The sequence below is a fragment of the Chitinophaga sp. HK235 genome (assembly GCF_018255755.1).
Lineage (GTDB): Bacteria > Bacteroidota > Bacteroidia > Chitinophagales > Chitinophagaceae > Chitinophaga.
On the sequence record NZ_CP073766.1, the window covers coordinates 6,770,004 to 6,793,136 of the forward strand.

At 48.1% G+C, this 23,133-nt stretch carries 21 protein-coding genes; 14 read left to right on the plus strand and 7 right to left on the minus strand.

Annotated elements, in window-relative coordinates:
• Window positions 1-27: 27 nt before the first annotated feature.
• The 6 genes from KD145_RS25870 to KD145_RS25895 all read right to left on the minus strand — a co-directional run bounded on the left by KD145_RS25870 (window position 28) and on the right by KD145_RS25895 (window position 6,658).
• Window positions 28-795, minus strand: a complete 768-nt coding sequence (locus tag KD145_RS25870) for an endonuclease/exonuclease/phosphatase family protein (RefSeq protein WP_212002714.1) — start codon at window positions 793-795, stop codon at window positions 28-30.
• 98 nt (window positions 796-893) lie between these two features.
• Window positions 894-1,778, minus strand: coding sequence for an alkaline phosphatase (locus KD145_RS25875; protein WP_212002715.1), 885 nt, complete (start codon window positions 1,776-1,778; stop codon window positions 894-896).
• A 78-nt stretch (window positions 1,779-1,856) separates the two neighbouring features.
• Window positions 1,857-2,621, minus strand: coding sequence for a copper homeostasis protein CutC (locus KD145_RS25880; protein ID WP_249219566.1), 765 nt, complete (start codon window positions 2,619-2,621; stop codon window positions 1,857-1,859).
• 97 nt (window positions 2,622-2,718) lie between these two features.
• On the minus strand, window positions 2,719-3,771 hold the full coding sequence (locus KD145_RS25885) for a N(4)-(beta-N-acetylglucosaminyl)-L-asparaginase (protein WP_212002717.1): 1,053 nt from the start codon (window positions 3,769-3,771) through the stop codon (window positions 2,719-2,721).
• A 33-nt stretch (window positions 3,772-3,804) separates the two neighbouring features.
• Window positions 3,805-4,770: an ROK family protein gene (locus tag KD145_RS25890; RefSeq protein ID WP_212002718.1), complete on the minus strand. Its 966-nt coding sequence runs from the start codon at window positions 4,768-4,770 to the stop codon at window positions 3,805-3,807.
• Window positions 4,742-6,658, minus strand: a complete 1,917-nt coding sequence (locus KD145_RS25895; RefSeq protein ID WP_212002719.1) for an MFS transporter — start codon at window positions 6,656-6,658, stop codon at window positions 4,742-4,744. Before KD145_RS25895 ends, KD145_RS25890 begins: the two co-directional genes overlap by 29 nt.
• Before the next feature lie 193 nt (window positions 6,659-6,851).
• On the opposite strand from KD145_RS25895, the gene KD145_RS25900 reads away from it, so the two are divergent.
• Window positions 6,852-8,177 (plus strand): sugar MFS transporter, encoded by a 1,326-nt coding sequence (locus KD145_RS25900; RefSeq protein ID WP_212002720.1) that lies wholly within the window; start codon window positions 6,852-6,854, stop codon window positions 8,175-8,177.
• 167 nt (window positions 8,178-8,344) lie between these two features.
• Window positions 8,345-9,496, plus strand: coding sequence for a galactokinase (gene galK / locus KD145_RS25905; protein WP_212002721.1), 1,152 nt, complete (start codon window positions 8,345-8,347; stop codon window positions 9,494-9,496).
• A gap of 136 nt (window positions 9,497-9,632) precedes the next feature.
• Here galK and KD145_RS25910 read toward each other — a convergent pair whose 3' ends face one another.
• On the minus strand, window positions 9,633-11,027 hold the full coding sequence (locus KD145_RS25910) for a Gfo/Idh/MocA family protein (protein ID WP_212002722.1): 1,395 nt from the start codon (window positions 11,025-11,027) through the stop codon (window positions 9,633-9,635).
• 260 nt (window positions 11,028-11,287) lie between these two features.
• Here KD145_RS25910 and KD145_RS25915 point away from each other — a divergent pair, with 260 nt between their 5' ends.
• The 12 genes from KD145_RS25915 to KD145_RS25970 all read left to right on the plus strand — a co-directional run bounded on the left by KD145_RS25915 (window position 11,288) and on the right by KD145_RS25970 (window position 23,127).
• On the plus strand, window positions 11,288-13,345 hold the full coding sequence (locus KD145_RS25915; RefSeq protein ID WP_212002723.1) for an alpha-L-fucosidase: 2,058 nt from the start codon (window positions 11,288-11,290) through the stop codon (window positions 13,343-13,345).
• Between the two features lie 417 nt (window positions 13,346-13,762).
• Window positions 13,763-14,539 carry a GNAT family N-acetyltransferase gene (locus KD145_RS25920; RefSeq protein ID WP_249219568.1) on the plus strand — a complete coding sequence of 259 codons (777 nt, stop codon included), beginning with the start codon at window positions 13,763-13,765 and terminating at the stop codon, window positions 14,537-14,539.
• Window positions 14,540-14,594: 55 nt separating this feature from the next.
• On the plus strand, window positions 14,595-15,785 hold the full coding sequence (gene argG, locus KD145_RS25925) for an argininosuccinate synthase (RefSeq protein WP_212002724.1): 1,191 nt from the start codon (window positions 14,595-14,597) through the stop codon (window positions 15,783-15,785).
• 15 nt (window positions 15,786-15,800) lie between these two features.
• Window positions 15,801-16,784, plus strand: a complete 984-nt coding sequence (gene argC / locus KD145_RS25930; RefSeq protein WP_212002725.1) for an N-acetyl-gamma-glutamyl-phosphate reductase — start codon at window positions 15,801-15,803, stop codon at window positions 16,782-16,784.
• 33 nt (window positions 16,785-16,817) lie between these two features.
• Window positions 16,818-17,942 carry an aspartate aminotransferase family protein gene (locus tag KD145_RS25935; RefSeq protein WP_212002726.1) on the plus strand — a complete coding sequence of 375 codons (1,125 nt, stop codon included), beginning with the start codon at window positions 16,818-16,820 and terminating at the stop codon, window positions 17,940-17,942.
• 5 nt (window positions 17,943-17,947) lie between these two features.
• Window positions 17,948-18,898 (plus strand): N-acetylornithine carbamoyltransferase, encoded by a 951-nt coding sequence (locus tag KD145_RS25940; RefSeq protein ID WP_212002727.1) that lies wholly within the window; start codon window positions 17,948-17,950, stop codon window positions 18,896-18,898.
• Window position 18,899: 1 nt separating this feature from the next.
• Window positions 18,900-19,688, plus strand: coding sequence for an acetylglutamate kinase (argB, locus tag KD145_RS25945; RefSeq protein WP_212002728.1), 789 nt, complete (start codon window positions 18,900-18,902; stop codon window positions 19,686-19,688).
• Between the two features lie 3 nt (window positions 19,689-19,691).
• A complete protein-coding gene (locus tag KD145_RS25950; protein WP_212002729.1) occupies window positions 19,692-20,756 on the plus strand; it encodes a M20 family metallo-hydrolase in 1,065 nt (354 codons plus the stop codon).
• A gap of 45 nt (window positions 20,757-20,801) precedes the next feature.
• Window positions 20,802-22,136, plus strand: a complete 1,335-nt coding sequence (gene argH / locus KD145_RS25955; RefSeq protein ID WP_212002730.1) for an argininosuccinate lyase — start codon at window positions 20,802-20,804, stop codon at window positions 22,134-22,136.
• Between the two features lie 82 nt (window positions 22,137-22,218).
• On the plus strand, window positions 22,219-22,692 hold the full coding sequence (locus KD145_RS25960; RefSeq protein ID WP_212002731.1) for a hypothetical protein: 474 nt from the start codon (window positions 22,219-22,221) through the stop codon (window positions 22,690-22,692).
• Window positions 22,693-22,703: 11 nt separating this feature from the next.
• Window positions 22,704-22,937 carry a hypothetical protein gene (locus KD145_RS25965; RefSeq protein WP_212002732.1) on the plus strand — a complete coding sequence of 78 codons (234 nt, stop codon included), beginning with the start codon at window positions 22,704-22,706 and terminating at the stop codon, window positions 22,935-22,937.
• Window positions 22,909-23,127: a hypothetical protein gene (locus tag KD145_RS25970; RefSeq protein WP_212002733.1), complete on the plus strand. Its 219-nt coding sequence runs from the start codon at window positions 22,909-22,911 to the stop codon at window positions 23,125-23,127. Before KD145_RS25965 ends, KD145_RS25970 begins: the two co-directional genes overlap by 29 nt.
• Window positions 23,128-23,133: the final 6 nt, after the last annotated feature.

Below are 23,133 nucleotides of genomic sequence, written 5' to 3' on the forward strand. Positions count from 1 at the left end.
ACACATTACATATTTAGATGATGAGAATTATTTCAGTTCCAGATCGCTGAGCAGTGGCCGGTGATCGGAGGCTACAGCTTCTTCGATGACCCTGGCGCCGGTAACATTCCAGTGATGTTTGGGATGGTACATGATGTAGTCCAGTTTCACCCGGGGAGAGTCTGCCGGGAAGGTAGGGCCCATCTGCGCGGTGGCGTCTGTGAATATTTTTTTTAAGATCTGTATTTCTTTGGCGTTAGGTGTAGCGTTAAAATCGCCGGCGAGTATCACCGGGGTTTGTGTTTCCCTGAAATACTCTGCCAGTGTGATGGCTTGTGCGATGCGGTCGCCGGCATGTTTTTCGGAATCAAGGTGAGTGCTTGCAAAACGAAGGAGGCTGTCGCCGGGTAGTTTTACCGTGATGACGCCGGCTACTCTTGGCTCTGCACCTGGTTTCGCGGAAGGCAGCGGTACGGTGACAGCTTCCGCAATAGGGAAGCGTGAAAGGATACCGGTGCCATAGCCACCGCCATCAAAGTCCATCGCTTTGGCAAAATAGGTATACATGCCTGTGATAGATGCGAGTTCTTTCAGCTGGTCTGTGTGTTTGGTACGCTGGGTAACACTGTCTACTTCCTGCAGTGCCACAAGGTCGGGATTGGTGGCAAGGATCACGTTGGCAATACCCTGGAGGTCCAGCTCTCCTTTTATGTTTTCACCGTGGTGGATGTTATAGGTCAGTACTTTTACCTTTTGTTGGGCAGTCAGTGAAAACCCTGTCAGCCATATGACAGTGACAAGCAGCAATTTTTTCATAGCATGTATATTTATTTATTCATTTAGTTATTTTTTTATTTTGAGATTAGGAATTCTTTATCCCCAATAAAAAAATAATAAAATAACTAAATAAGAAATTACTTAAACGCTTCTTTCACGGGTTTTCCGGTCCACACCTGCGGTGTTTGGAGACCGAAGATCCAGGCGATAGTGGCGGCAGTATCGTAGGTTACAACACTGGTGCTAAGTTCTTTGTTTGCCTTTACGCCCGGGCCGCGCATGATCCATGGAATCTGCATCTCTTCCATGGTTTTGCCGCCATGACCTTTTTTAATACCGCCATGATCTGCTGTGAGCAGGATGATGGTATTGTCCCACATACCGGCATCTTTAACGGCCTGTAATATTTTGCCCAGCAGCTCGTCATTTTTTTTCACCTGATCGAAGTAGGGTTGAATATTATGACCGATATTATGTCCTACACCATCAGGCTGATCAAAATGTATGAAGAGGAAGTCTGGTTTTTTTTCTTTGATATAAGCAACTGATGCTTCAGTGGCAAGGCTGTCATTGTCTTTGGTTCCGAGGTCCTTGTTGACTGCGGCTTTGGGGAAGAGGTAACCGATCCCTTCCCAGCTGTAGATGACGCCTATTTCGGCTTTTGGTTTTTGTTCACGCAACAGGGTGTAGATGGAGGGGAACATGCCGTACTGGTCGAGGGTTCGGGAAGGCAGCTCCGGTTTGCGGCTGTCCCATTCGGTATAACCGTGGACTTCCGGGCCTGCGCCCATCACCATCGATGCCCAGTTGACCGCACTGGAAGAAGGCAGCACACTGCGGGCCTGAAGCGTCCAGGCGCCATCCTTCATCAGCTGTTTCATATTTGGATTGTCGACCTTGGGAAAACAATAGGCACCAAAGCCGTCCATGCCGATCAGGATGACATGTTTCACACCTTTGACCTGTGCATGCGCGAAAAGTCCGCCCAGCAATAGTCCGGTTGCAATGATCAGTTTTTTCATTTCGTTGTTCACTTTTAAAAGGCATGCACGGCCATGATGAGACCGTGCAGCGAATATTTGTACAGGTGCTAATATAGCCTACTGTTTCATCTCATGCAAGGCTTTTTCCGCGAGTTCACGAATTTGTAATACTTCTTTGCGTTGGGTGAGAGAGATACCATATTCCGGTACGCCGGGAATACCGCCCATACTTACGTTAGGGTTGCGGTACACCATTTTGCTGTCCTCATAGGCTTTGGCAGAGGTATGGTATTCCATTACGCCGGTAGTTTTGATCAGTTGAGCGATATTGTTGGCTCTGACGCCGGAACCGGCCATGATGATGATACGGTCGTTAGCCCTTTCCACGAGGTCTTTCAGGAGGGACGCTCCTTCTACGGCGGTGTTGCGTGCGCCGGAGGTGAGGATACGCTCGCAGCCGATTTCGATAATGTCTTCGAGTGCTTCAAATGGGTTGTCAGTCATATCGAAGGCACGATGGAAAGTCACGCCCATGGGCCAGGCCAGGTCTACCAGCTCTTTGCAGCGGCGTTTGTCTATGCGGCCGTCGGGTGTGAGAATACCGATTACTACACCGTTGCAGCCCAGCTGTTTGCACAGTTCGATATCTTTTTTCATGACTTCAAATTCCAGGTCGGAATAGAGGAAGTCGCCGCCTCTGGGGCGTATGATAGGGTAGAGGTCTATTTTTACTTTTTCCCTGGCTATGGCAATGGTGGCATAGCTGGGGGTGGTACCACCTTCCAGCAGGTTATCACACAGTTCGATACGATTGGCGCCACCTTCTTCGGCAGCTATGCAGGAGGCTACTGAACCAGCGCATATTTCGAGGACAAAAGACATAAGCATTTGGTTATTTGGGCTATTGGGTTATTTGATTATTTAAAAGAGTTCATGTGTTCTTCAAATATCAAAATAACCAAATAACCCAATGACAAAATTAAAAATAGTGTTTACCGTCTATCAGTGTGTTATTCACATCGTTATTGAGTACGGCATAGCTAAATCCTTTCTGCAGGCAGTATGCGCCGTATTGTCCTTTTTTGTTGAGGGCGAGGAAGCCCACCTGTATTTCCTTTGCTTTGGAGGGGCTTCTTTTCACGATACGTTCTACTGCTTCTTTGCAGGCTTTTTCCGGTGGATAGCCCTGACGCATCAGTTCCACTACCAGGTGGCTGCCTACAATTTTGATCACTTCTTCGCCTACACCGGTGCTGGTGGCGGCGCCTACTTCGTTGTCCACATAAAGGCCTGCGCCGATGATGGGGGAGTCGCCTACCCGGCCATGGAGTTTGAAGGCCATGCCGCTGGTGGTGCAGGCGCCGGAGAGGTTACCTTCTGCGTCCATAGCCACCATGCCGATTGTATCGTGGTTATATACGTTGCCCGGCAGCATGAGCGGATTAAACGCTGTGGCGCCGTTGGCGGGTGTATATGATTTGTTTTCTATGTTGATAACAGGTTTGTATTCGGAAGTTTTGAGCCATTCTTTCCAGGCTTTTTCTGATTCCGGTGTCAGCAGGTTTTCTTTTTTGAAACCATTGGCCAGTGCGAACTGCAGGGCACCGTCACCTACCAGCATGACATGTGGTGTTTTTTCCATGACCAGTCTGGCAACGGAGATGGCATGTGTAACATGTTCGAGGGCTGCTACGGAGCCGCAGTTGCCGTGTTCGTCCATGATACAGGCGTCGAGGGTAACGCGGCCGTCGCGGTCGGGATAGCCGGAATAACCTACGGTGTGGTTATTGGGGTCGGCTTCGGGCACGCGTACGCCGGCTTCTACGGCATCGAGGGCGCGGCCTCCTTTTTTCAGTATCTCCCAGGCGGCTTCATTGGCAGCACGGCCAAAGTCCCAGGTGGAGATTACGATAGGCTTACCTTTCACGGTGCCTTTGGCTTGTGAGCGTGCAGCCGTAGCTGTTACACTGTCTAAAGAGAAAACAGCGGCACTGAGGGCCGCTGTTTTCAGGAAATTTCTTCTATTTTTCATATTACTTTGATTAGCTGTCAGGTAGCCGGCAGGCTAGTCTTTCATTTCCCAGGCCAGTGCACTGGCTCCCAGAATAGCGGCATCGCTTTCCTTGAGTTCTGAGAACACCAATTTAACTTTATTCTGGAAGATAGGGAGCAGATTTTTTTCCATATGTTCTCTTACCGGTTTCATGATCAGGTCTCCTGCTTTGGTGAGGCCACCGAAGAGGATGATGGCTTCCGGGCTGGAGAACATAACGAAATTGGCCAGGGCAGCGCCCAGTATTTCGCCGGTGAACTCGTACACTTCCATGGCCAGTGGATCGCCTTTCATGGCAGCTTCGTAGATCAGTTTGGAATTGATTTCTTCTTTGGTATGTTCCCGCATCATGCTGGGCACATCCGGACGGGTAGCCAGGAATTCCAGGGCGGTGTTGGTAACGCCGGTGGCGGAAGCATAGGCTTCGAGGGAGCCATGTGCGCCGGTTCCGGGATGGAAACGGCCGCCGGGGATCACAATGATGTGTCCCAGTTCGCCGGCAAAACCATCATGACCGTATATCAGCTGTCCGTTGGCTACGATACCGCTGCCTACGCCGGTGCCCAGGGTGATCACGATAAAATCTTTCATGCCTCTGGCCGCGCCGTAGATCAGTTCCCCGAGAGCGGCCGCGTTGGCGTCGTTGGTGAGAACAGCCGGCAGTCCGAATTTTTTCTCCAGCAGGTTAGCCAGGGGCACTACCCCTTTCCAACGCAGATTGGGCGCATATTCGATATTACCGTTGTAATAATTGCCGTTGGGAGCACCAACGCCAATGCCTTTAATATTTTCGATGCCGCCAACCTCTGTTATCAATACAGACAGTTGCTGGTGCAGTTCTTCGAGGAAACAGTTTACATCTTCATGCTTATTCGTTAACATACGACCATCACACAAAATATTTCCTCTGCGATCTACAATGCCGAATTTGGTATTAGTCCCTCCGATATCAATGCCCACCACTAGTTGCTGACTCATAATCGATTCCTTGAGATTTTAATATGTTTTTAACTCTAAATGCAAAAAATGCGAGATAAGCAAAGCACAGCGCCGGGATGATATAAGAGGCGTGGATACCTATGCTCGGAATGTCGGCGAGGCCGCCCTGTACAGGAGGTACGAGGGAACCGCCGAGGATCATCATGATCAGGAAGGCAGAACCCTGGCCGGTGTATTTACCCAGGCCACCGATGGATAATGCGAAGATGCTGGGCCACATTACAGAGCAGAACAGGCCACCGCTGATGAAGGCGAAAGTGGCGAGTGCGCCGCTGGTGAAGAGGCCAACCAGCACTGTGCCTACGCCCAGCAGACCAAATATCATGAGGGTTTTGGCAGGTTTGTCCTGTCCGGCGAAGAAGCCGATGATTTGAATAGCGATGCAGATAGTGTATGGGTACAGAGGAGTTACGTCGTTGCCTTTGATAACGTTGGCGCCGAGAATGACACCATAGGCGATGAAAGGAACGATCACGCACAGAATCTTACGGGTGGTTTTAGAGACGTTGAATACGCTGATGGCACCAGTCCAGCGGCCGATCATCATACTGCCCCAGAACAGCGACACATAAGGGTCCAGTTCAGATTCCGCCAGCCCTTTGGGGGTGAGGAAACCGGGATGTTTCAGTAATGCGCCGAGGTTGCTGGCGATGGTCACTTCCACACCTACATAAATAAAGATAGCGAGCATGCCCAGGGTGAGCTGGGGATATTTCATGGCGCCCCATCCTTCACCGTTGCCGGCAGAAGCGGTTTTAGCAAAGAAGAGAATACCGATGATACCTACGATACCAGCGATGAAGAAAGGCAGTTCATATTTCAACACCAGTCCGAGCAGGATCATGATAAACATGACGGTGATACCCAGGATGGATTTGGTGGCTTTCGGTGATGTTTCAAATACTTCGTTGTCCTGGCTTTCCGGCATCTTCACAAAAGCGAAGATAGCGGCAGCGATGAGGAACAGTATGATCAGCAGTATATATAAGGTGTTGATTTTGCTGATGTCGGTGCTAATATCGCCACCCTTCATATTACCGAAGAGCAGCATACTTACGATGACAGGGCCGATGGTAGTACCGAAGGAGTTGATACCGCCGGCGAGGTTGAGACGGTGTGAACCTTTGGCAGGATCACCGAGGAGGATGGCAAACGGATTGGCCGCTGTTTGTTGCAGGGAGAAACCGAGTGATACGATGAAGAGCGCCATCAGGATGAGTGCGAAGTAACCGAAGGTAACGGTTTGCTGATGGTCTGTTTCCAGCGCGGTGACGATTTTTTCGATGCTGGATTTGTTGAAGGTACCCGCGTACTGATAATGTTCTTCATCTTTGGTGAAGCCTTGTGGAATCTCTGCCAGCAGGTGCGGGTTGTTGATGTACTTGTCTGCGGCTTCATTACCGGAGATCAGGAGGGAGTAAGTGTCTTTTTCTTTTTCACGGCGGATTTTCACCTGCCGGTCAGAAGTCTGTAATTGTTGTTCTACCTGGAAACTGCTGATGTCTTTGATGGTTTCCTTGATGGGAACAATTTTTTCTTTGTTGACACAGGGGATCATGATAGCAGATCCAAGTACGGAAATTAATAAACCGTAAATAATACCCTTCTTATATCCTATTTTATTAAGGATATCTACTTTTCTTGCCGCAGATGCCAGATACAGGATGAGTGAGCCGATGAAATAGGCGCTGTAAAAGGAGAAGTCAACCAGTTGAGACTCAAGTTGGGTAAGGTTAAAGTGAGATTTACAGAAAGGGATAAATATACTGTTGGATGCAGCCAGGAAACCCCAGAAAAAGAACACCAGTATAAGCACAAAGAACGACGGATGTGTACTTTGTGCGCCTTGCTTTGTTTGCTGAGCCATAAACGCGTTAAGTTACAGTGAAATTTTGCCGGATAAATGTATAATATTTTTTTAAGGAATTTCTAAAAAACCAAATAAACCATTGCATTTTTTTTCGATGATAAAACGTTTTAGCTAATATATTTATGAATTGTAGCATAAAATATAACCGAAGTTCATTATGTTCGCGTTTATCTAAAATCAACTGACAGCTATGTCCAACCAAACAGCAACAATGAATATGCCTTCCAAAAAGGCAGGTTACGCCCAGGCGATGGCCATTATTGGCATTTTGTTTTTCGTGTTCGGGTTTGTTACCTGGCTCAATGGAACGTTGATCCAGTTTTTCCAGATAGTGTGTGAGTTGAACGTGTCGCAGGCGCTGCTGGTAACCATGGCCTTTTTTATGGCTTATTTCTTTTTATCGATTCCATCTTCAATGATCCTCAACAAAACGGGGTTCAAAAATGGGATGGTCCTGGGGCTTGTGATTATCGCAGTAGGCTCCCTGGTATTTATTCCGGCTGCTAACGCACGCAGTTTTGGTATGTTCCTGACAGGCCTGTTTATTCAGGGTGCCGGATTAGCCTTGCTGCAAACGGCTTCCAACCCGTATGCCAGCATCATCGGACCTAAGGAAAGCGCTGCCAAACGTATCAGTATTCTGGGTATCTGTAACAAAACAGCCGGTGCATTGGCTCCGCTGGTTCTCGGTTCTATCGTACTGAAAGGTGCAGAAAAACTGGAAGCAGACATCGCTGCTGCTGTGGACACAGCACAGAAAAATGCACTGCTCGACAGCCTGGCTTCCCGCGTAATCGGGCCTTATGTAGCGATGGCTATCGTGCTCGTTATCCTGGCATTCCTGCTGAAACGCTCTGCCCTGCCGGAAATAGACACCAATTCAGAAGATGAAACAACCGCTGCTGCTACCAACGGAAAAACCAGCGTGTTCCAGTTCCCGCAACTGGTACTGGGTGTAATCTGCATTTTCGTATACGTAGGAGTAGAAGTAATGGCCGGCGACGTGATCGGTCAGTATGGTAAAGCACTGGGTATGAGTTTAAAGGACACCAGATATTTCACCACCTTCACCCTGATAGCTATGCTGGCAGGTTATGTAATCGGTATCGCTACTATTCCTAAATATATCACCGGTAAAAAAGGCCTGCAGATCTCTGCTGTACTGGGCGTGCTGTTCACCATCGCTGCTTACTTCAACACCGGTTATTCTGCGGTGACTTTCATCGCGCTGCTCGGACTGGCTAACGCCCTGATGTGGCCTGCCATCTTCCCAATGGCTATCGACGGCCTGGGCCGTTTCACTAAAATCGGCTCCGCCCTGCTCGTAATGGGAATCGCCGGTGGTGGCGTTATTCCACAGATATACAGTGGTATGTTCGACCAGCACAGCATATTCAATTTCCTCTACAGCAGCAGCATCGACTTCAAACATGCTTTCCTGTACTGTATGGTGCCCTGCTATCTCTACATCCTGTTTTATTCACTGGCAGGAGATAAGATCGGCAAAAAAGCATAAAGATTTTCTGATATAAGGATTTACGATTTAGATATTTAAAAATGCAGCGATGATGACCGTTAAGGTCTTCGCTGCATTTTTTTTTAAATACCTGAATCAAAAAATCCCTGAATCCTAAATGTTTTTATATTATTTTAGGCGTAAAATTTACGTTTAATATCTTTTGAATGATACAGCAAACAAGGGAGAAATTCATCACGTTATTTGGAAAAGAGCCACTGATAGTAGTATCCCCCGGAAGAATTAATCTCATTGGTGAACATACTGACTACAACGACGGTTTTGTACTGCCCGCCGCTATCGATAAAAAAATCGTTTATGCCGTGGCGTTAAACAATACCAGAAAATGTAATGTACATGCGGTTTTTACCAATGAAACCGTTTCCTTTGACCTGGAGCATGTAGTACCTACTCCCGGATGGATCAACTATCTGATGGGCGTGGTATATCAGCTGCAGCAGGGCAACTACCCCGTTGAAGGCTTCGACTGTGTGATCGCCGGTGATATCCCGGTAGGTGCGGGCATGTCTTCTTCCGCAGCGGTGGAAGGCGGGCTGGTAGCGGCACTGGACCATATCTTCCGATACGGCATGAGCCGCATGGAAATGGCGCTGCTGGGTCAGCGTGCTGAACATTCTTTCCCCGGCGTGAAATGTGGTATCATGGATCAGTTTGCCAATCTGCACGGTAAAAAAGATCAGGTGGTACGCCTGGACTGCCGCAGTCTGGAGTATGAGTATTTCCCATTCGATTTCCCCGATTATCGTATTGTGCTGTGCAACTCTATGGTGCACCATTCCTTGGCTACCTCAGAATATAATGTGCGCCGCCATCAATGTGAAGAAGGTGTGAAAGCCATACAGGTCCTGCATCCGGAGGTAAAATCCCTGCGTGATGCCACCCTTCCCATGCTGGAAGCGGTACACGCGCAGCTGCCTGCCAAAGTATATGATCGCTGTAAATATGTGATAGAAGAGATCCAGCGCGTACAGGATGCTACCACACTGCTGAAAGCAGGAGATCTGAAAACCTTCGGACAACTGATGTATGCCACCCATGAAGGACTTAGCAGCCTCTATGAAGTAAGCTGTCCTGAACTGGATTTCCTGGTATCGCTGGCTAAAGAGCGGGAAGAAGTGACCGGTGCCCGCGTAATGGGAGGCGGTTTCGGCGGCTGTACCATCAACCTGGTAAGGCAGGACAAAGTGGAAGAGTTCCGCTCTTTTGTGATAGACCGCTATCAGCAGCAATATGGTAAGGCACCCGAGATATATGTGACGACCATCCAGAATGGAACAGTTGTTTGCAGTGAGAATTGATTGAATTTTTGCTGATCAGTATTGATGAAGATAAAAGAGAAGCCCCCATTGATTTTATGTCAATGGGGGCTTCTCTTTTATCTTCGCTATGATCTCCGTTTATCAGGAGCATCAGTAACATCAGTATTAATCATCGTTAGTACTGGTCGTCCAGGCCGAAGATCGGTTTTCTGTTCATCCAGCGACCGCGGGTGAAGTCGGGGATGTACTGAACGCCGCCGCCTTCGAGGATAGACTGCTCACTCAGCGGAGTGATAGCATACCAGGTAGCCATATCGTAAACGTCGAGTTGATAAGGAGCGCCGCGTTTGATACTTTCAACGAAGGAGTTGAGTACGTACCAGTCCATACCGCCGTGGCCTGCGCCTTTGGCGTCGTTGGCATAACGTTTCCACAGCGGGTGGTCGTATTTACCGAAGTAGCTGTTGGCATCTTCCGGTTTGCCGGTGTTTTCCCACTGATCGTGCTGGCTTTTCTTTTCAACATATACGGAGTCCTGATCATCCATCCACAGGCCGTTGGTACCTTGAACGCGGAAGTTCAGGGAGTAGGGGCGTGGGGAGTTGGTGTCGTGGGACAGCATGATGGTTTCGCCGTTGTTGGTGGTGATCAGGGAAGAAACGATATCGCCCAGTTTGAATTTTACTTTGGCGTTTGGATGATCTTCGCTGCTGTTGTCAACGATATATTTATGCAGACCGCGTGATTTGGTGGCCACAGAAGAGATGGTCAGGAGGCGGTTGCCGCGGTTCATGTTGATCACGTTGCCGATAGGGCCGAGGCCGTGGGAAGGGTAGAGGTCAGCGTTGCGGTAAAGGGAGTGGTTGGTTCTCCATTTAGCTTCAGAGAGTGCGTTATCACCGAACTCCACGCCACCGCCGTAATATTGTTTGCCGTTGTTGAATTTAACCGGACGCAGGTCATGCTGGTATCCGCCCTGCAGGTGGGTGATTTCACCGAAGAGGCCCTGGCGTACCATGTTGAGTACTGCCATCACATCTCTGCGGTAACATACGTTTTCCATACCAAATACGGGTATGCCGGTAGCTTCGCTGGTGTTTACCAGTTCCCAGCATTCCTGGATATCGGAGGCGCCGCATACTTCTACTGCAGGGGTTTTGCCGGCTTTCATGGCAGCAACGGCCATAATGGTATGCCATTCCCAGGGAGTAGCGATGATCACCGCGTCGATGTCATCTCTTTTCAGCATGTTACGGAAATCATCCGGACCGTTGGTGTATTCAGCCACTTTCTTTTTGCCGCCATATACTTTGGTGATCATATCCCTTGCTTTAGGCACGGTATACGCTGTATCAGGATCAGCGAAAGCTACCACCTCTACGTCTTCCCTGTGGAGGCAGAGGCTGAGGTGACTCAGCCCGCGGGCGCCTACGCCAATAAGGCCAATTCTTACTTTGGGTTTCTTTTCGTTGGCAAATAGTTTTGCAGAGGAGCCGAGCATAGAGAGTCCTATACCTGCGGCCGCCGTGTTTTTGAGAAAACTTCTGCGATGCAGTGGTTGTTTATTCATTGTTCAGTTTTTAATAGCGTATAAAAGAATACGTTGGAGGGACTAAATTTATAAATTTTGTGTCGTGTAAACCAACTGCCCATCCCTTTTTCTTACATTTTTGTGATAAACGGCAGAAAGATAAAACGATTGAAGGTTAATATTCAATTAAGAAAGGAGAATAGCGGATCAGCTCCGGGCGGGAAGGATGATTATCTTCGCTGACATTAAATCGCGTGAAGGTATTGAGACGATCAGTTATCCGTAATTTATCCAGTGAAATGAAAAAGACCAATTTAGTATTAGCCGGTTTGCTGACCTGCAGTATGGCCATGGCACAGAAAATCCAGCCCTATGGCGCGTTGCCGTCCAAAGCGCAGGTAGCCTGGAACGACATGGAATATTACATGTTCATCCACTTTGGCCCCAACACCTTTACCAACAAGGAATGGGGACATGGGGATGAAGATCCGAAGGTATTTAACCCTACCCGCCTCGATGCCCGTCAGTGGGCCCGTACCGCCAAACTGGCCGGTATGAAAGGAATTGTGATCACTGCCAAACATCACGACGGTTTTTGTCTGTGGCCCAGCAAATACAGTACCCATACCGTTAGAGAAAGTGCCTGGAAAAACGGAAAGGGCGATGTGCTGGCTGAATTGTCTGCCGCCTGTAAGGAATACGGGCTGAAGTTCGGCGTATATCTCTCTCCGTGGGACCGTAACCACCCGGAATACGGCACCGCCAATTACAACCAGGTATTTGCCAACACCTTAAATGAGGTACTCTCCAGCTACGGCCCCGTTTTCGAACAGTGGTTCGACGGCGCCAACGGCGGCAATATCAAACAACCCTATGACTGGGACTTGTTCCACAAAGTGGTATATAAAAACCAGCCCAATGCCGTGATCTTCAGTGATGTGGGCCCTGGCTGCCGCTGGGTAGGCAATGAAAACGGCATCGCCGGCACTACCAACTGGAGCACCCTCAACGTAAAAGGTTTTTCACCAGGCCTTGGTGGCCCTCCCACCCAATCCCTCAACGAAGGCAATGAAGAAGGCGAAAAATGGGTGCCCGCAGAATGTGATGTGTCTATCCGCCCGGGATGGTTCTACAGCCCTGAAACAGATGATAAGGTGAAATCTGTGAACACACTACTGGACATCTACTACGGTTCCGTAGGCCGCAACGGCAACCTGATCCTCAACGTGCCCATCGACCGTGAAGGGGTGATCCATCCCAACGATTCCACCCGTCTGATGGAATTGCGCAAGGTGCTGGACGCTTCCTTTAAAACCAACCTGGCTAAAAAAGCGGTAGTAACGGCAACGGATACACGTAAAAATAGTGCGGAGGTCAAAGTGGCTCATCTGACAGATGGTAACAACAGCACTTATTGGGCTACCGCTGATAACGTCACCAAAACCACTATCAAACTGTCTTTCCCGAAACCTGTCACCTTTAACCGCCTGGTGCTGCAGGAATACATCGCCCTTGGGCAGCGTGTCAAAAGTTTCAGCGTAGATATCCTGGAGAACGGTAAGCGAAAAGAGATCGCGCGTGAAACCACTATCGGACACAAACGTATCCTGCGCCTGCCGGACTATACCACTACGGAGGTATATATTAATATAACAGATGCCAAAGCTTGTCCGGTGATCAGCGAAGTGCAGTTGTACGAAGCGCCCGGTATGCTGGCCACGCCGGAGATCCATCGGAACAAGGAAGGGCAGGTAGCCATCACCGCCGCCTCTGCTGATCCGGAAATACATTATACTACAGATGGTACCACACCAACATTGAATGCACCGTTGTATGTTCCGAAAGCACTGATCAGCCTGCCCGCTGGCGGCATGGTGAAAGCCAGAGCATTCCTGAGAAAAACGAACGCAGCCAGTCCGGAAGTGACAGCTGACTTTGACGTGGCTCCGGCCAAATGGCAAGTGATTTCAGCGGCCGGTAGTGCGGATGCAGGCAAAGCCATTGACGGCAATACAGCTACTGCATGGGTGTCTGACAAGGCTGCCCAATATCCGCATCAGCTGGAAGTAGACCTTGGTGAAACGCTGACCCTGAAAGGGTTTACCTACACACCCACTACCAACGATCACATCGGTGGAGTAATATATGGTTATGCTTTTTATACCAGCACAGATGGCAAAACCTGGGGACAGCCTGCAGCCACGGGCAGTTTCGCCAATATCAAAAACAACCCGGTACCACAGAAGGTGAGCTTTGCACCGGTAGCAGCCAGGTTTATCCGCCTGGTAGCACTTACTCCGGCCACGGAAAAAGAGAGCCGGGCAAGTATTGCAGAGCTGAGTGTGCTCACCAGATAATAGATAATTCTTTAAAGTGTAAGGCGGCTGGCCCCTGACGAGTTGGGCACAGCCGCCTTTTTGTTAACGGTTTGAAAAAAAACTATAACTCCCAAAAAAAATTCGATTGATTAAAAAGATATTGTTATAACTTTGCGGATAATCTAAACTAAAGACAATATTTATAACAATTTAACGCTGAACTGAAGTTGGAAAAAATCGCAACTCATACCAACATAGCCGCATATCATCCCGCCTTACATAAAGGGGTATATTCTGTTGGGTTCAATGTCTTTAGATTCCTTTCCCGACGACCCAGGATTTGATAGCGCTTGTCATATAACAACCGCTATCGCGCCAGGACTCCCATTCCTGGTGATGTTCCAGTAATGGAAGTCTTCAATGTAGTTTATTGATTCACGATTTCAATTTTAAAAGTTGGAAAATCAGCATATCATCGTTAGGGTAGCTACACCTGACGATATACACTATTCAAAAACCATCACTGATGAGATGGAAGCGTCTGCAAAAGCGCGTGGAACTGGTATTGCCAAACGTTCTCCGTCGTATGTAGAGCTTAAAATGCAGGAGGGCAAAGCTGTAATTGCAGTGACCGACAACGGTGACTGGGTGGGCTTTTGTTATATAGAAGCCTGGGGACATGGAAAATTTGTAGCCAATTCCGGGTTGATCGTGAATCCTGCTTTCCGTGGGCATGGCGTAGCCAAAGCCATCAAAAAGAAAATTTTTGAACTGTCACGCGAAAAGTACCCCGAGTCTAAAATCTTCGGTCTTACTACAGGACTGGCCGTTATGAAAATCAACTCCGAACTGGGATATGAACCTGTTACTTATTCTGAGCTGACAGATGATGAAGAGTTCTGGAAAGGCTGCCGTAGCTGTATCAATTTTGATATCCTCACCAGCAAACAACGGAAGAACTGTCTCTGTACTGCCATGCTCTACGATCCCGCTGAAAAACTGAAAGAAGCGGAAGAGCGTGCCATGGCTGATGCCAAAGCGAAAATGGAAGCACCTGTTAACCAACTCTCCGTGACGCCTGAAGGTCAGATCCATCAGGAAAAAAAACGTCGTGGATTTAAAGGAAACATAAAGCTCTACGATCGCTGGTTAAGATTTAAAAGATTTGTTTTGCTGAACAGCAAAAAAGAAGGTGGTGCTACCGGAACAAGAAAAAAATTCTTCCTGTTCTAACCACTATATAATTGTCTGAAATATTTGTTCTGGAAATAAAAAATGATGTCGTAAAATGAAAAAAGTAGTACTGGGATTCAGCGGAGGACTTGATACTTCCTATTGCGTTAAATATCTGACCAACGAAAAAGGATATGAGGTGCATTCGGTGATTGTAAACACAGGTGGTTTTTCGGATGAAGAACTGCAGGAAATTGAGAAACGCGCTTATAACCTGGGCGTTAAGAGTCACAAGACTGTTAATGCGGTCCGATCCTACTACGATGGCGTTATTAAATACCTGATCTTCGGTAACGTACTGAAAAATAATACCTATCCGTTGAGTGTAAGTGCTGAGCGTATGAGCCAGGCACTTGCCATCGCGGAATATGTAAAGGAAGTGGGTGCAGATGCTGTAGCACACGGCAGCACTGGTGCCGGTAATGACCAGGTTCGTTTTGACATGGTGTTCCATATTATGATCCCGAATGTGGAGATCATCACGCCTATCCGTGATATGAAACTGAGCCGTGAAGAAGAGATTACTTACCTGCGTTCCAAAGGTGTAGAAGTGAACTTCGAAAAGGCCATGTACTCTATCAACAAAGGCCTGTGGGGCACTTCCGTAGGTGGTAAGGAAACACTGACCTCCAACGGTATGCTGCCGGAAGAAGCCTGGCCTACACAGTTGACCAAACAAGGAGAAGAACAGGTAAAACTGACTTTTGAAAAAGGTGAACTGATTGGTATCAATGACCAAAAATTCTCACATCCTACAGAAGCGATTCAATATTTACAAACGATTGCCGGTCCGTTTGCCATCGGCCGTGATATTCACGTTGGCGATACCATCATCGGTATCAAAGGCCGTGTAGGCTTTGAAGCCGCTGCTCCGATGGTGATCATCAAAGCACACCACGCCCTCGAAAAACATGTGCTCACCAAATGGCAGCTGACCTGGAAAGACCAGCTGGCACAGTTTTACGGTAACTGGATGCACGAAGGTCAGATTATGGACCCTGTAATGCGTGACATCGAAGCTTTCCTGCAACATACTCAGGAAAACGTTTCCGGTGAAGTATTTGTAACCCTGATGCCTTACCGCTTCCAGGTTACCGGTATCCAATCTCCATACGATCTGATGAGCAGCAAGTTTGGTAAATACGGTGAGATGAACAGCGGCTGGAGCGGTGATGATGTAAGAGGCTTCAGCAAAATCTTCGGTAACCAGACTATGATCTGGCATCAGGTTAAACAATCTATCTAAACAAGTATTCACGACATGGCAAATGATAAAAAGATAAGGGCAGGAATCGTTGGAGGGGCTGGCTATACGGGCGGTGAGATGATCCGGCTTTTATTAAACCATCCGGATGTGTCTATTTCGTTTGTGCACAGCCGTAGTAACGCAGGCAATCCTTTGTATGCAGTACATGCCGACCTATTGGGTGAAACTGAGCGGTCTTTCACCGCTGAACTGAGCAATGATATTGATGTGATGTTCCTGTGTCTGGGGCATGGTGAATCCAGGAAATTCCTGGAAGCAACGCCAGTGGCTCCGCATGTGAAAATAATTGATCTGAGCCAGGATTTTCGTTTAGGCGAAAGCGTTGGAGAAAGGGAGTTCGTATACGGACTGCCGGAGCTGCAGCGGGAGAAAATCAAAACGGCCAGCAATATCGCCAATCCAGGTTGTTTTGCTACTGCTATCCAGTTGGGCATTCTGCCGCTGGCCAAAGCAGGTCTGCTGAAAGAAGTACATACCACCGGCATCACCGGTTCCACCGGCGCCGGCCAGAGTCTGCAGGCTACTTCCCATTTTACCTGGAGAGCCAACAACATGTCTACCTATAAAGTACTCAACCACCAGCACCTGAAGGAAATCCGACGAAGCCTGCAGCAGCTGCAGCCTGGCTTCGCAGAGGAAGTGAACTTTGTTCCGGTACGCGGCGATTTCCCCAGAGGTATCTGGGTAACGTCTTACCTGCAAAGCGACCTGACGCTGGAAGCAGCAGTACAGCTGTATAAAGACTTCTACGCCGGTCATCCTTTTACGCATGTCAGCGAAAAACAGATAGACCTGAAGCAGGTAGTCAATACCAACAAGGTGTTGATACAACTGGAGAAAGTGGGCAACAAACTGGTGATCCACTCTATCGAGGACAATCTGCTGAAAGGCGCTTCCGGTCAGGCTGTGCAGAATATGAACATCATGTGCGGACTGGATGAAACGGCCGGACTTAAACTGAAGTCCATCGTGTTTTAACCGTTTTGATCATTTTCAATTTTACATCACATCATGAAACTTTTCGACGTTTATCCCGTAAACGACATCATCATAGATAAAGCTGCCGGTTCCAATGTATGGGACGATAAAGGCAATGAATACCTGGATCTGTACGGCGGCCATGCCGTGATCTCTATTGGTCATACCCATCCGCATTATGTAAAACGTTTGACCGACCAGCTGCATAAAGTAGGCTTCTATTCCAACTCCGTGAAGATGCCTTTGCAGGAAGAGCTGGCAGCTCTCCTGGGCAAGGTTTCCGGTAAAACAGACTATCAGCTGTTTTTGTGCAACTCCGGTGCGGAAGCCAATGAAAACGCACTGAAGCTGGCTTCTTTCTATAATGGTAAAAAGAAAGTAATCGCTTTCCGCAAATCCTTCCACGGCAGAACTTCCCTGGCGGTAGCAGCTACCGACAATCCGAAGATCGTAGCGCCGGTGAATGAAACCGAAAACATAGTGTTTCTGCCATGGGCCGACGAAGCCGCGCTGGAAGAAGCTTTCAAACAACATGAGGTATCTTCTGTTATTATAGAGGGTATACAGGGAGTAGGTGGCATCAATGTGGCCAGCGAATCCTTCCTCCGTAAGATCCGGACTTTGTGCGATGCACATAACGCTGTGTTTATCGCGGATTCCGTGCAATGCGGTTATGGCAGGAGCGGTAAATTTTTCTCCCATGATTTTGCGGGTGTAGATGCTGACATCTATTCTATGGCAAAAGGTATGGGCAATGGTTTCCCGATAGGTGGCATTATCATCTCCCCTAAATTCAAACCGGTATACGGCATGCTGGGCACCACCTTTGGCGGTAACCACCTGGCTTGTGCAGCAGCACTGGCGGTGCTGGAAGTGATCGAAAGCGAAAAGCTGATCGACAACGCTGCTGCCGTAGGCAACTACCTGATGACAGAACTGAAAAAATTCTCTCAGGTAAAAGAAGTGAGAGGTCGTGGGCTCATGATCGGCATTGAGATGCCGGAAGAGCTGGCTCATGTAAGGAAAAACCTGCTGGGCGTACACAAAATCTTCACCGGTGAGGCGAAACCCAACGTAATCAGGTTGCTGCCATCTCTGGCACTGACCCAGGCACATGCAGATCAGTTTTTGGAAGCGTTTAGAAAAGAAGTCAAATAGCAATAATGAAGCAATTTATTTCAACAGCAGATGTTCCCAGTGTCCCGCGTTTGGTGGACATTGCCATGAACTACAAGAAAGATCCTTTCAGGGATAAGGAATTAGGAAAGAACAAAACGTTAGGAATGATTTTCCTGAATCCCAGTTTGCGAACACGATTAAGTACACAGGTAGCTGCTAAAAACCTGGGTATGGATGCTGTAGTGTTTAACATCGACAAGGAAGGATGGGCGCTGGAAATGAATGATGGCGTAGTGATGAATGGCAATACCACCGAGCACGTTAAAGAAGCTGCGGCTGTTATGGGACAGTATTTTGACATTCTGGCCATCCGTACTTTCCCTGGGTTGAAAAATAAAGAAGAAGATTATACCGAGAAATATATCAATCAGTTCATTAAATATGCCGGCGTACCGGTAGTGAGCCTGGAAAGTGCCACCCTGCATCCTTTGCAGAGCCTTACCGATGTGATCACCATCCGCGAAAACTGGCAGCAGGCCCGCAAACCTAAAGTGGTGATGACCTGGGCTCCGCATGTGAAAGCATTGCCACAGGCGGTTCCCAACTCTTTCGCCCAGTGGATGAATGCCTGGGGTGAAACAGATTTTGTGATCACTCATCCGGAAGGATATGAGCTGGATGAAAAATTCTCCGGTAACGCCCGTATCGAATACAACCAGGATAAAGCACTGGAAGATGCTGACTTCGTATATGTGAAGAACTGGTCTTCGTATAGTGATTACGGTAAGATCACCTGCACAGACAGCAATTGGATGGTGACCAACGATAAACTTAAAAATACCAATGCTGCCAAGGTAATGCACTGCCTGCCTGTAAGAAGGAATGTGGTGATTGCAGACGAAGTACTGGACGGACCTAACTCCATCGTGATACAGGAAGCCGGCAACCGCGTATGGGCTGCCCAGGCAGTATTGAGTGAAATATTGAAAGGATAATATGATTGATCTGTTTATTATAAAAGTAGGCGGAAACGTTATCGACAATCCGGTATTGTTGCAGGCTTTCCTGGAAAAGTTTGCAGCAATACCCGGTAAAAAGATACTGATACATGGTGGCGGTAAAATCGCCACCCGTATCGGCGATCAGCTGGGTATACAGTCTAATTATGTAGATGGCAGACGTATCACAGATGCGGCCACTATCGATGTAGTAACGATGGTATACGGAGGTCTGGTAAACAAGCAGCTGGTAGCCAAACTGCAGGCCTCCCACTGTAATGCCATCGGCCTCACCGGCGCTGATGCCAATATCATCCCTGCCACCAAAAGGCCTGTAAAGGAAATCGACTATGGTTTTGTAGGTGATGTAAAACCGGAAATGCTGCAGGTCGCTCCGCTGAAAGCGTTGCTGGAAGCAGGCGTTACGCCGGTGTTTGCACCACTCACCCATGATGGCAAAGGGCAGATACTCAACACTAATGCAGATACTATTGCCGCCTCTCTGGCTATTGCATTGTCTGCCAGCTATCAGGTAAGACTGATCTACTGCTTCGAAAAGAAAGGTGTATTACGCGATCCTTCTGATGATAATGCAGTGATCCATCTCATCAACAAAGAAATTTATCAGCAACTGCTGGAAGAAAAAATACTCACAGACGGCATACTGCCCAAGTTGCAAAACGCCTTCTCCGCCATCGAAAATGGTGTGAAAGAAGTGCTGATAGGACACGCAGACGACGTGCTGAGCAACACAACCGATACGGTGGCAGGCACCTTAATATGCTAATCTATGTGGAACGAAAAACTATACGACGTGGCAGTGGCGCTGTTGAAACAGCTCATCGCCACGCCTTCCATCAGCCGGGAGGAAGACGGCACCGCACAAATGATCAGTGACTTCCTGACCGCCATGGAGATACCGCATGAACGGCATCTCAACAATATATGGGCCTACAACAAACACTTCGATCCGGCCAAACGCAACATACTCCTCAACTCCCATCACGATACTGTAAAGCCCAATCCACAATATACCCGCGACCCTTTCAGTCCGGATGTGGAAGACGGCAAACTCTTTGGCCTCGGCAGCAATGATGCCGGCGGTTGCCTCGTCAGCCTCATTGCCTCTTTCCTACATTTTTATCATCGTACTGACCTGACATACAACATCATCCTCTCGGCCACTGCTGAAGAGGAAATCAGCGGCGCCAACGGTGTTGAGAGCATCCTCTCCCAACTACCGGCCATTGATTTTGCGATCGTAGGTGAGCCAACCCAGACTCAACTGGCCATCGCAGAAAAAGGGCTGATGGTGCTGGACTGCACCAGCTATGGTAAAGCAGGCCACGCTGCCAGAGAAGAAGGTGAGAACGCACTGTACAAGGCATTGCCTGATCTCAACTGGTTCCGCGATTACCGTTACCCTAAAGTGTCTGACACCCTGGGTCCGGTAAAGATGAGCGTTACCGTGATACAGACATCCAATAAAGCACACAACGTAGTACCGGCAGACTGCAGCTTTGTAGTAGACGTGCGCGCTACCGACCAGTACACACTGGAAGAACTGCTGGAGATCATCCAGGCTAACGTGAGCTGCGAAGTAAAACCACGTTCCATGCGTATGCGTCCTTCCTTCATTCCGATGGACCATCCGTTTGTTCAGGCAGGCATCTCCGTAGGAAAAACCTGCTATGGTTCTCCTACCACTTCAGACCAGGCGCTGATACCCGCCACCTCCGTGAAAATGGGCCCTGGCGATTCTGCCCGTTCACACACGGCAAATGAATATATCTACCTGGAAGAGATCCGTGAGGGTATCGGTAGTTATATACAGTTGCTTGAAATGATACAGTAGTTAATCACGCAAAGACATAAAACCTTTGCGAGTAAAAATAATTTTATGAAACTGTGGCAAAAAGATAAAGCATCCCTGGATGCTGTTGAGAAATTCACGGTAGGAAAAGATCGTGAAATGGATGCTTTCCTGGCACCGTTTGACGTGCTGGGCTCTATGGCCCACATCACCATGCTGCAAAGCATCGGCCTGCTGGAAGCAGAAGAGCTGACTGTATTAAAGCAGGAACTGAAAAACATATACAAAGATATACAGGACGGTAACTTCGTGCTGGAAGACGGCGTAGAAGATATTCACTCTCAGGTGGAACTGCTGCTCACCCGTCGTTTGGGCGAAGTAGGCAAGAAAATTCATAGTGGCCGCTCCCGCAATGATCAGGTTTTAGTGGACCTGAAACTCTTCCTGCGTCACGAACTGGAGGTAATGGTCAGCTCCGTGAAAGCGTTGTTTGATCTGTTGCAACAGAAAAGCGAACAATATAAAAAACACCTGATCCCTGGTTATACTCATCTGCAGATCGCTATGCCTTCCTCTTTCGGGCTGTGGTTTGGCGCTTATGCAGAAAGCCTGGTAGACGACCTCACCATGTTGCAGGGCGCTTACCGGGTGGTGAATAAAAACCCGCTGGGCTCTGCTGCCGGTTATGGTTCTTCGTTCCCCCTTGACCGTGAGATGACCACCCGTCTGCTCGGTTTCGAGTCACTCAACTACAACGTTGTATACGCTCAGATGGGCCGCGGTAAAACGGAAAAGATCGTTGCCTTTGCACTGGCCGGTATCGCTGCCACCATCGCCAAAATGGCCATGGACGCCTGCTTGTTCATGAACCAGAACTTCGGCTTCATCAGTTTCCCGGATGAACTGACTACCGGCTCCAGCATCATGCCGCATAAAAAGAACCCGGACGTATGGGAACTGATCCGCTCTCATGGCAATAAAATACAGGCACTGCCCAATGAAATCGCCATGATGATCACCAACCTGCCTTCCGGCTACCACCGCGACCTGCAGCTGTTGAAAGAGAACCTGTTCCCCGCCTTCCATACACTGCGCGACTGCATAGACATGAGCCGCCTCATGCTGGAAAACATCCGCATCAAAGAGAATATCCTCGATGATGAAAAATACCAATACCTGTTCAGCGTAGAAGTGGTGAACAACCTGGTTCTCCAGGGTACTCCTTTCCGAGAAGCATACAAACAGGTAGGCATGGATATCGAACACGGTACCTTTGCACCATCAAAAGAAGTGAACCATACCCATGCCGGTAGTATCGGCAACCTCTGCACCGCGCAGATCGCTGCCCAGATGGACCAGGTGATTAAAGGGTTTCCTTTTGAAGCTGTAGATAAGGCGATTCAGCAGCTGTTGAATAGTTAATTACTTTATCAAGATCGGTATAATAGAGCCCTTCGCATACAGCGAAGGGCTTTTTGTTTATATTGAGGTCAATAAATTTCAAATGGCGATTGTATTTCAGGGCTTAAGTACCTGCCCGTTATGTGAGGAAATACTGGATAAACGTAACGCATATACGATGTTCCCTCCATTGAGCGGTAACGCAAAAGAAGCCCTTTATATATTCAGCGATGCCGCCGTGCATGTTGATTGTTTGCAGAAACATCCGCTATGCGGAATGGCTTTATCTGTCAGGAATCAGGTGGATGAACATCGTCCTTCTCCTGCATCTGTATGTCTGGTGGATGGTAAAATAATTACTGATCCCCGTAATATTCTCGTTATTGGCCTGCTGACATCTGATCCTCTTGAAGACCTGCATCGGTTTAACTTCTTAACATTGAACAAAAACAATATTTCCCGTTGGGCATACAGAGATGAATTTCTCACAGCTACAAAAAAGTTTATCAGTGACGGAAAATGGGAGCAGGAAGGGCCGTTTAATTATTTAGCACATATCATAAATGAACTTACATAATCTCAGTACTTATGCCTCACAATATTCAAGCCGCTTCGGAGAAGTACCAAAAATACCTGCTACAGATAATATTAAAGGGCCGTATTTATTATACTGTTTCGGGTGCTGACTTAACAGATCATGATAAGGATAAACTGCTGGTGAACAATCAGCGACAGCTTGTGCTGGCATTAACAATCAGCGATCTGAGTACTACCATTGAATACGAAGAATATTTTGATAGATTACGCTTTGCAGGCAGATGATGAATACCTGATACAACTGCTGGACAATCCTGCTATCATAGACCTGCTGGATGAGTTGGCGGATTATTTCTTGTGGAAAGTGCAGTGTAGTTTGCAGATAAAGGGAGATAAGGAATTGATTGGTGGTTTGATTAATCAGATGTACACCAGAATAAATGATAAAATCACTATCTTATCTGTATCAACTTAAAAAAAT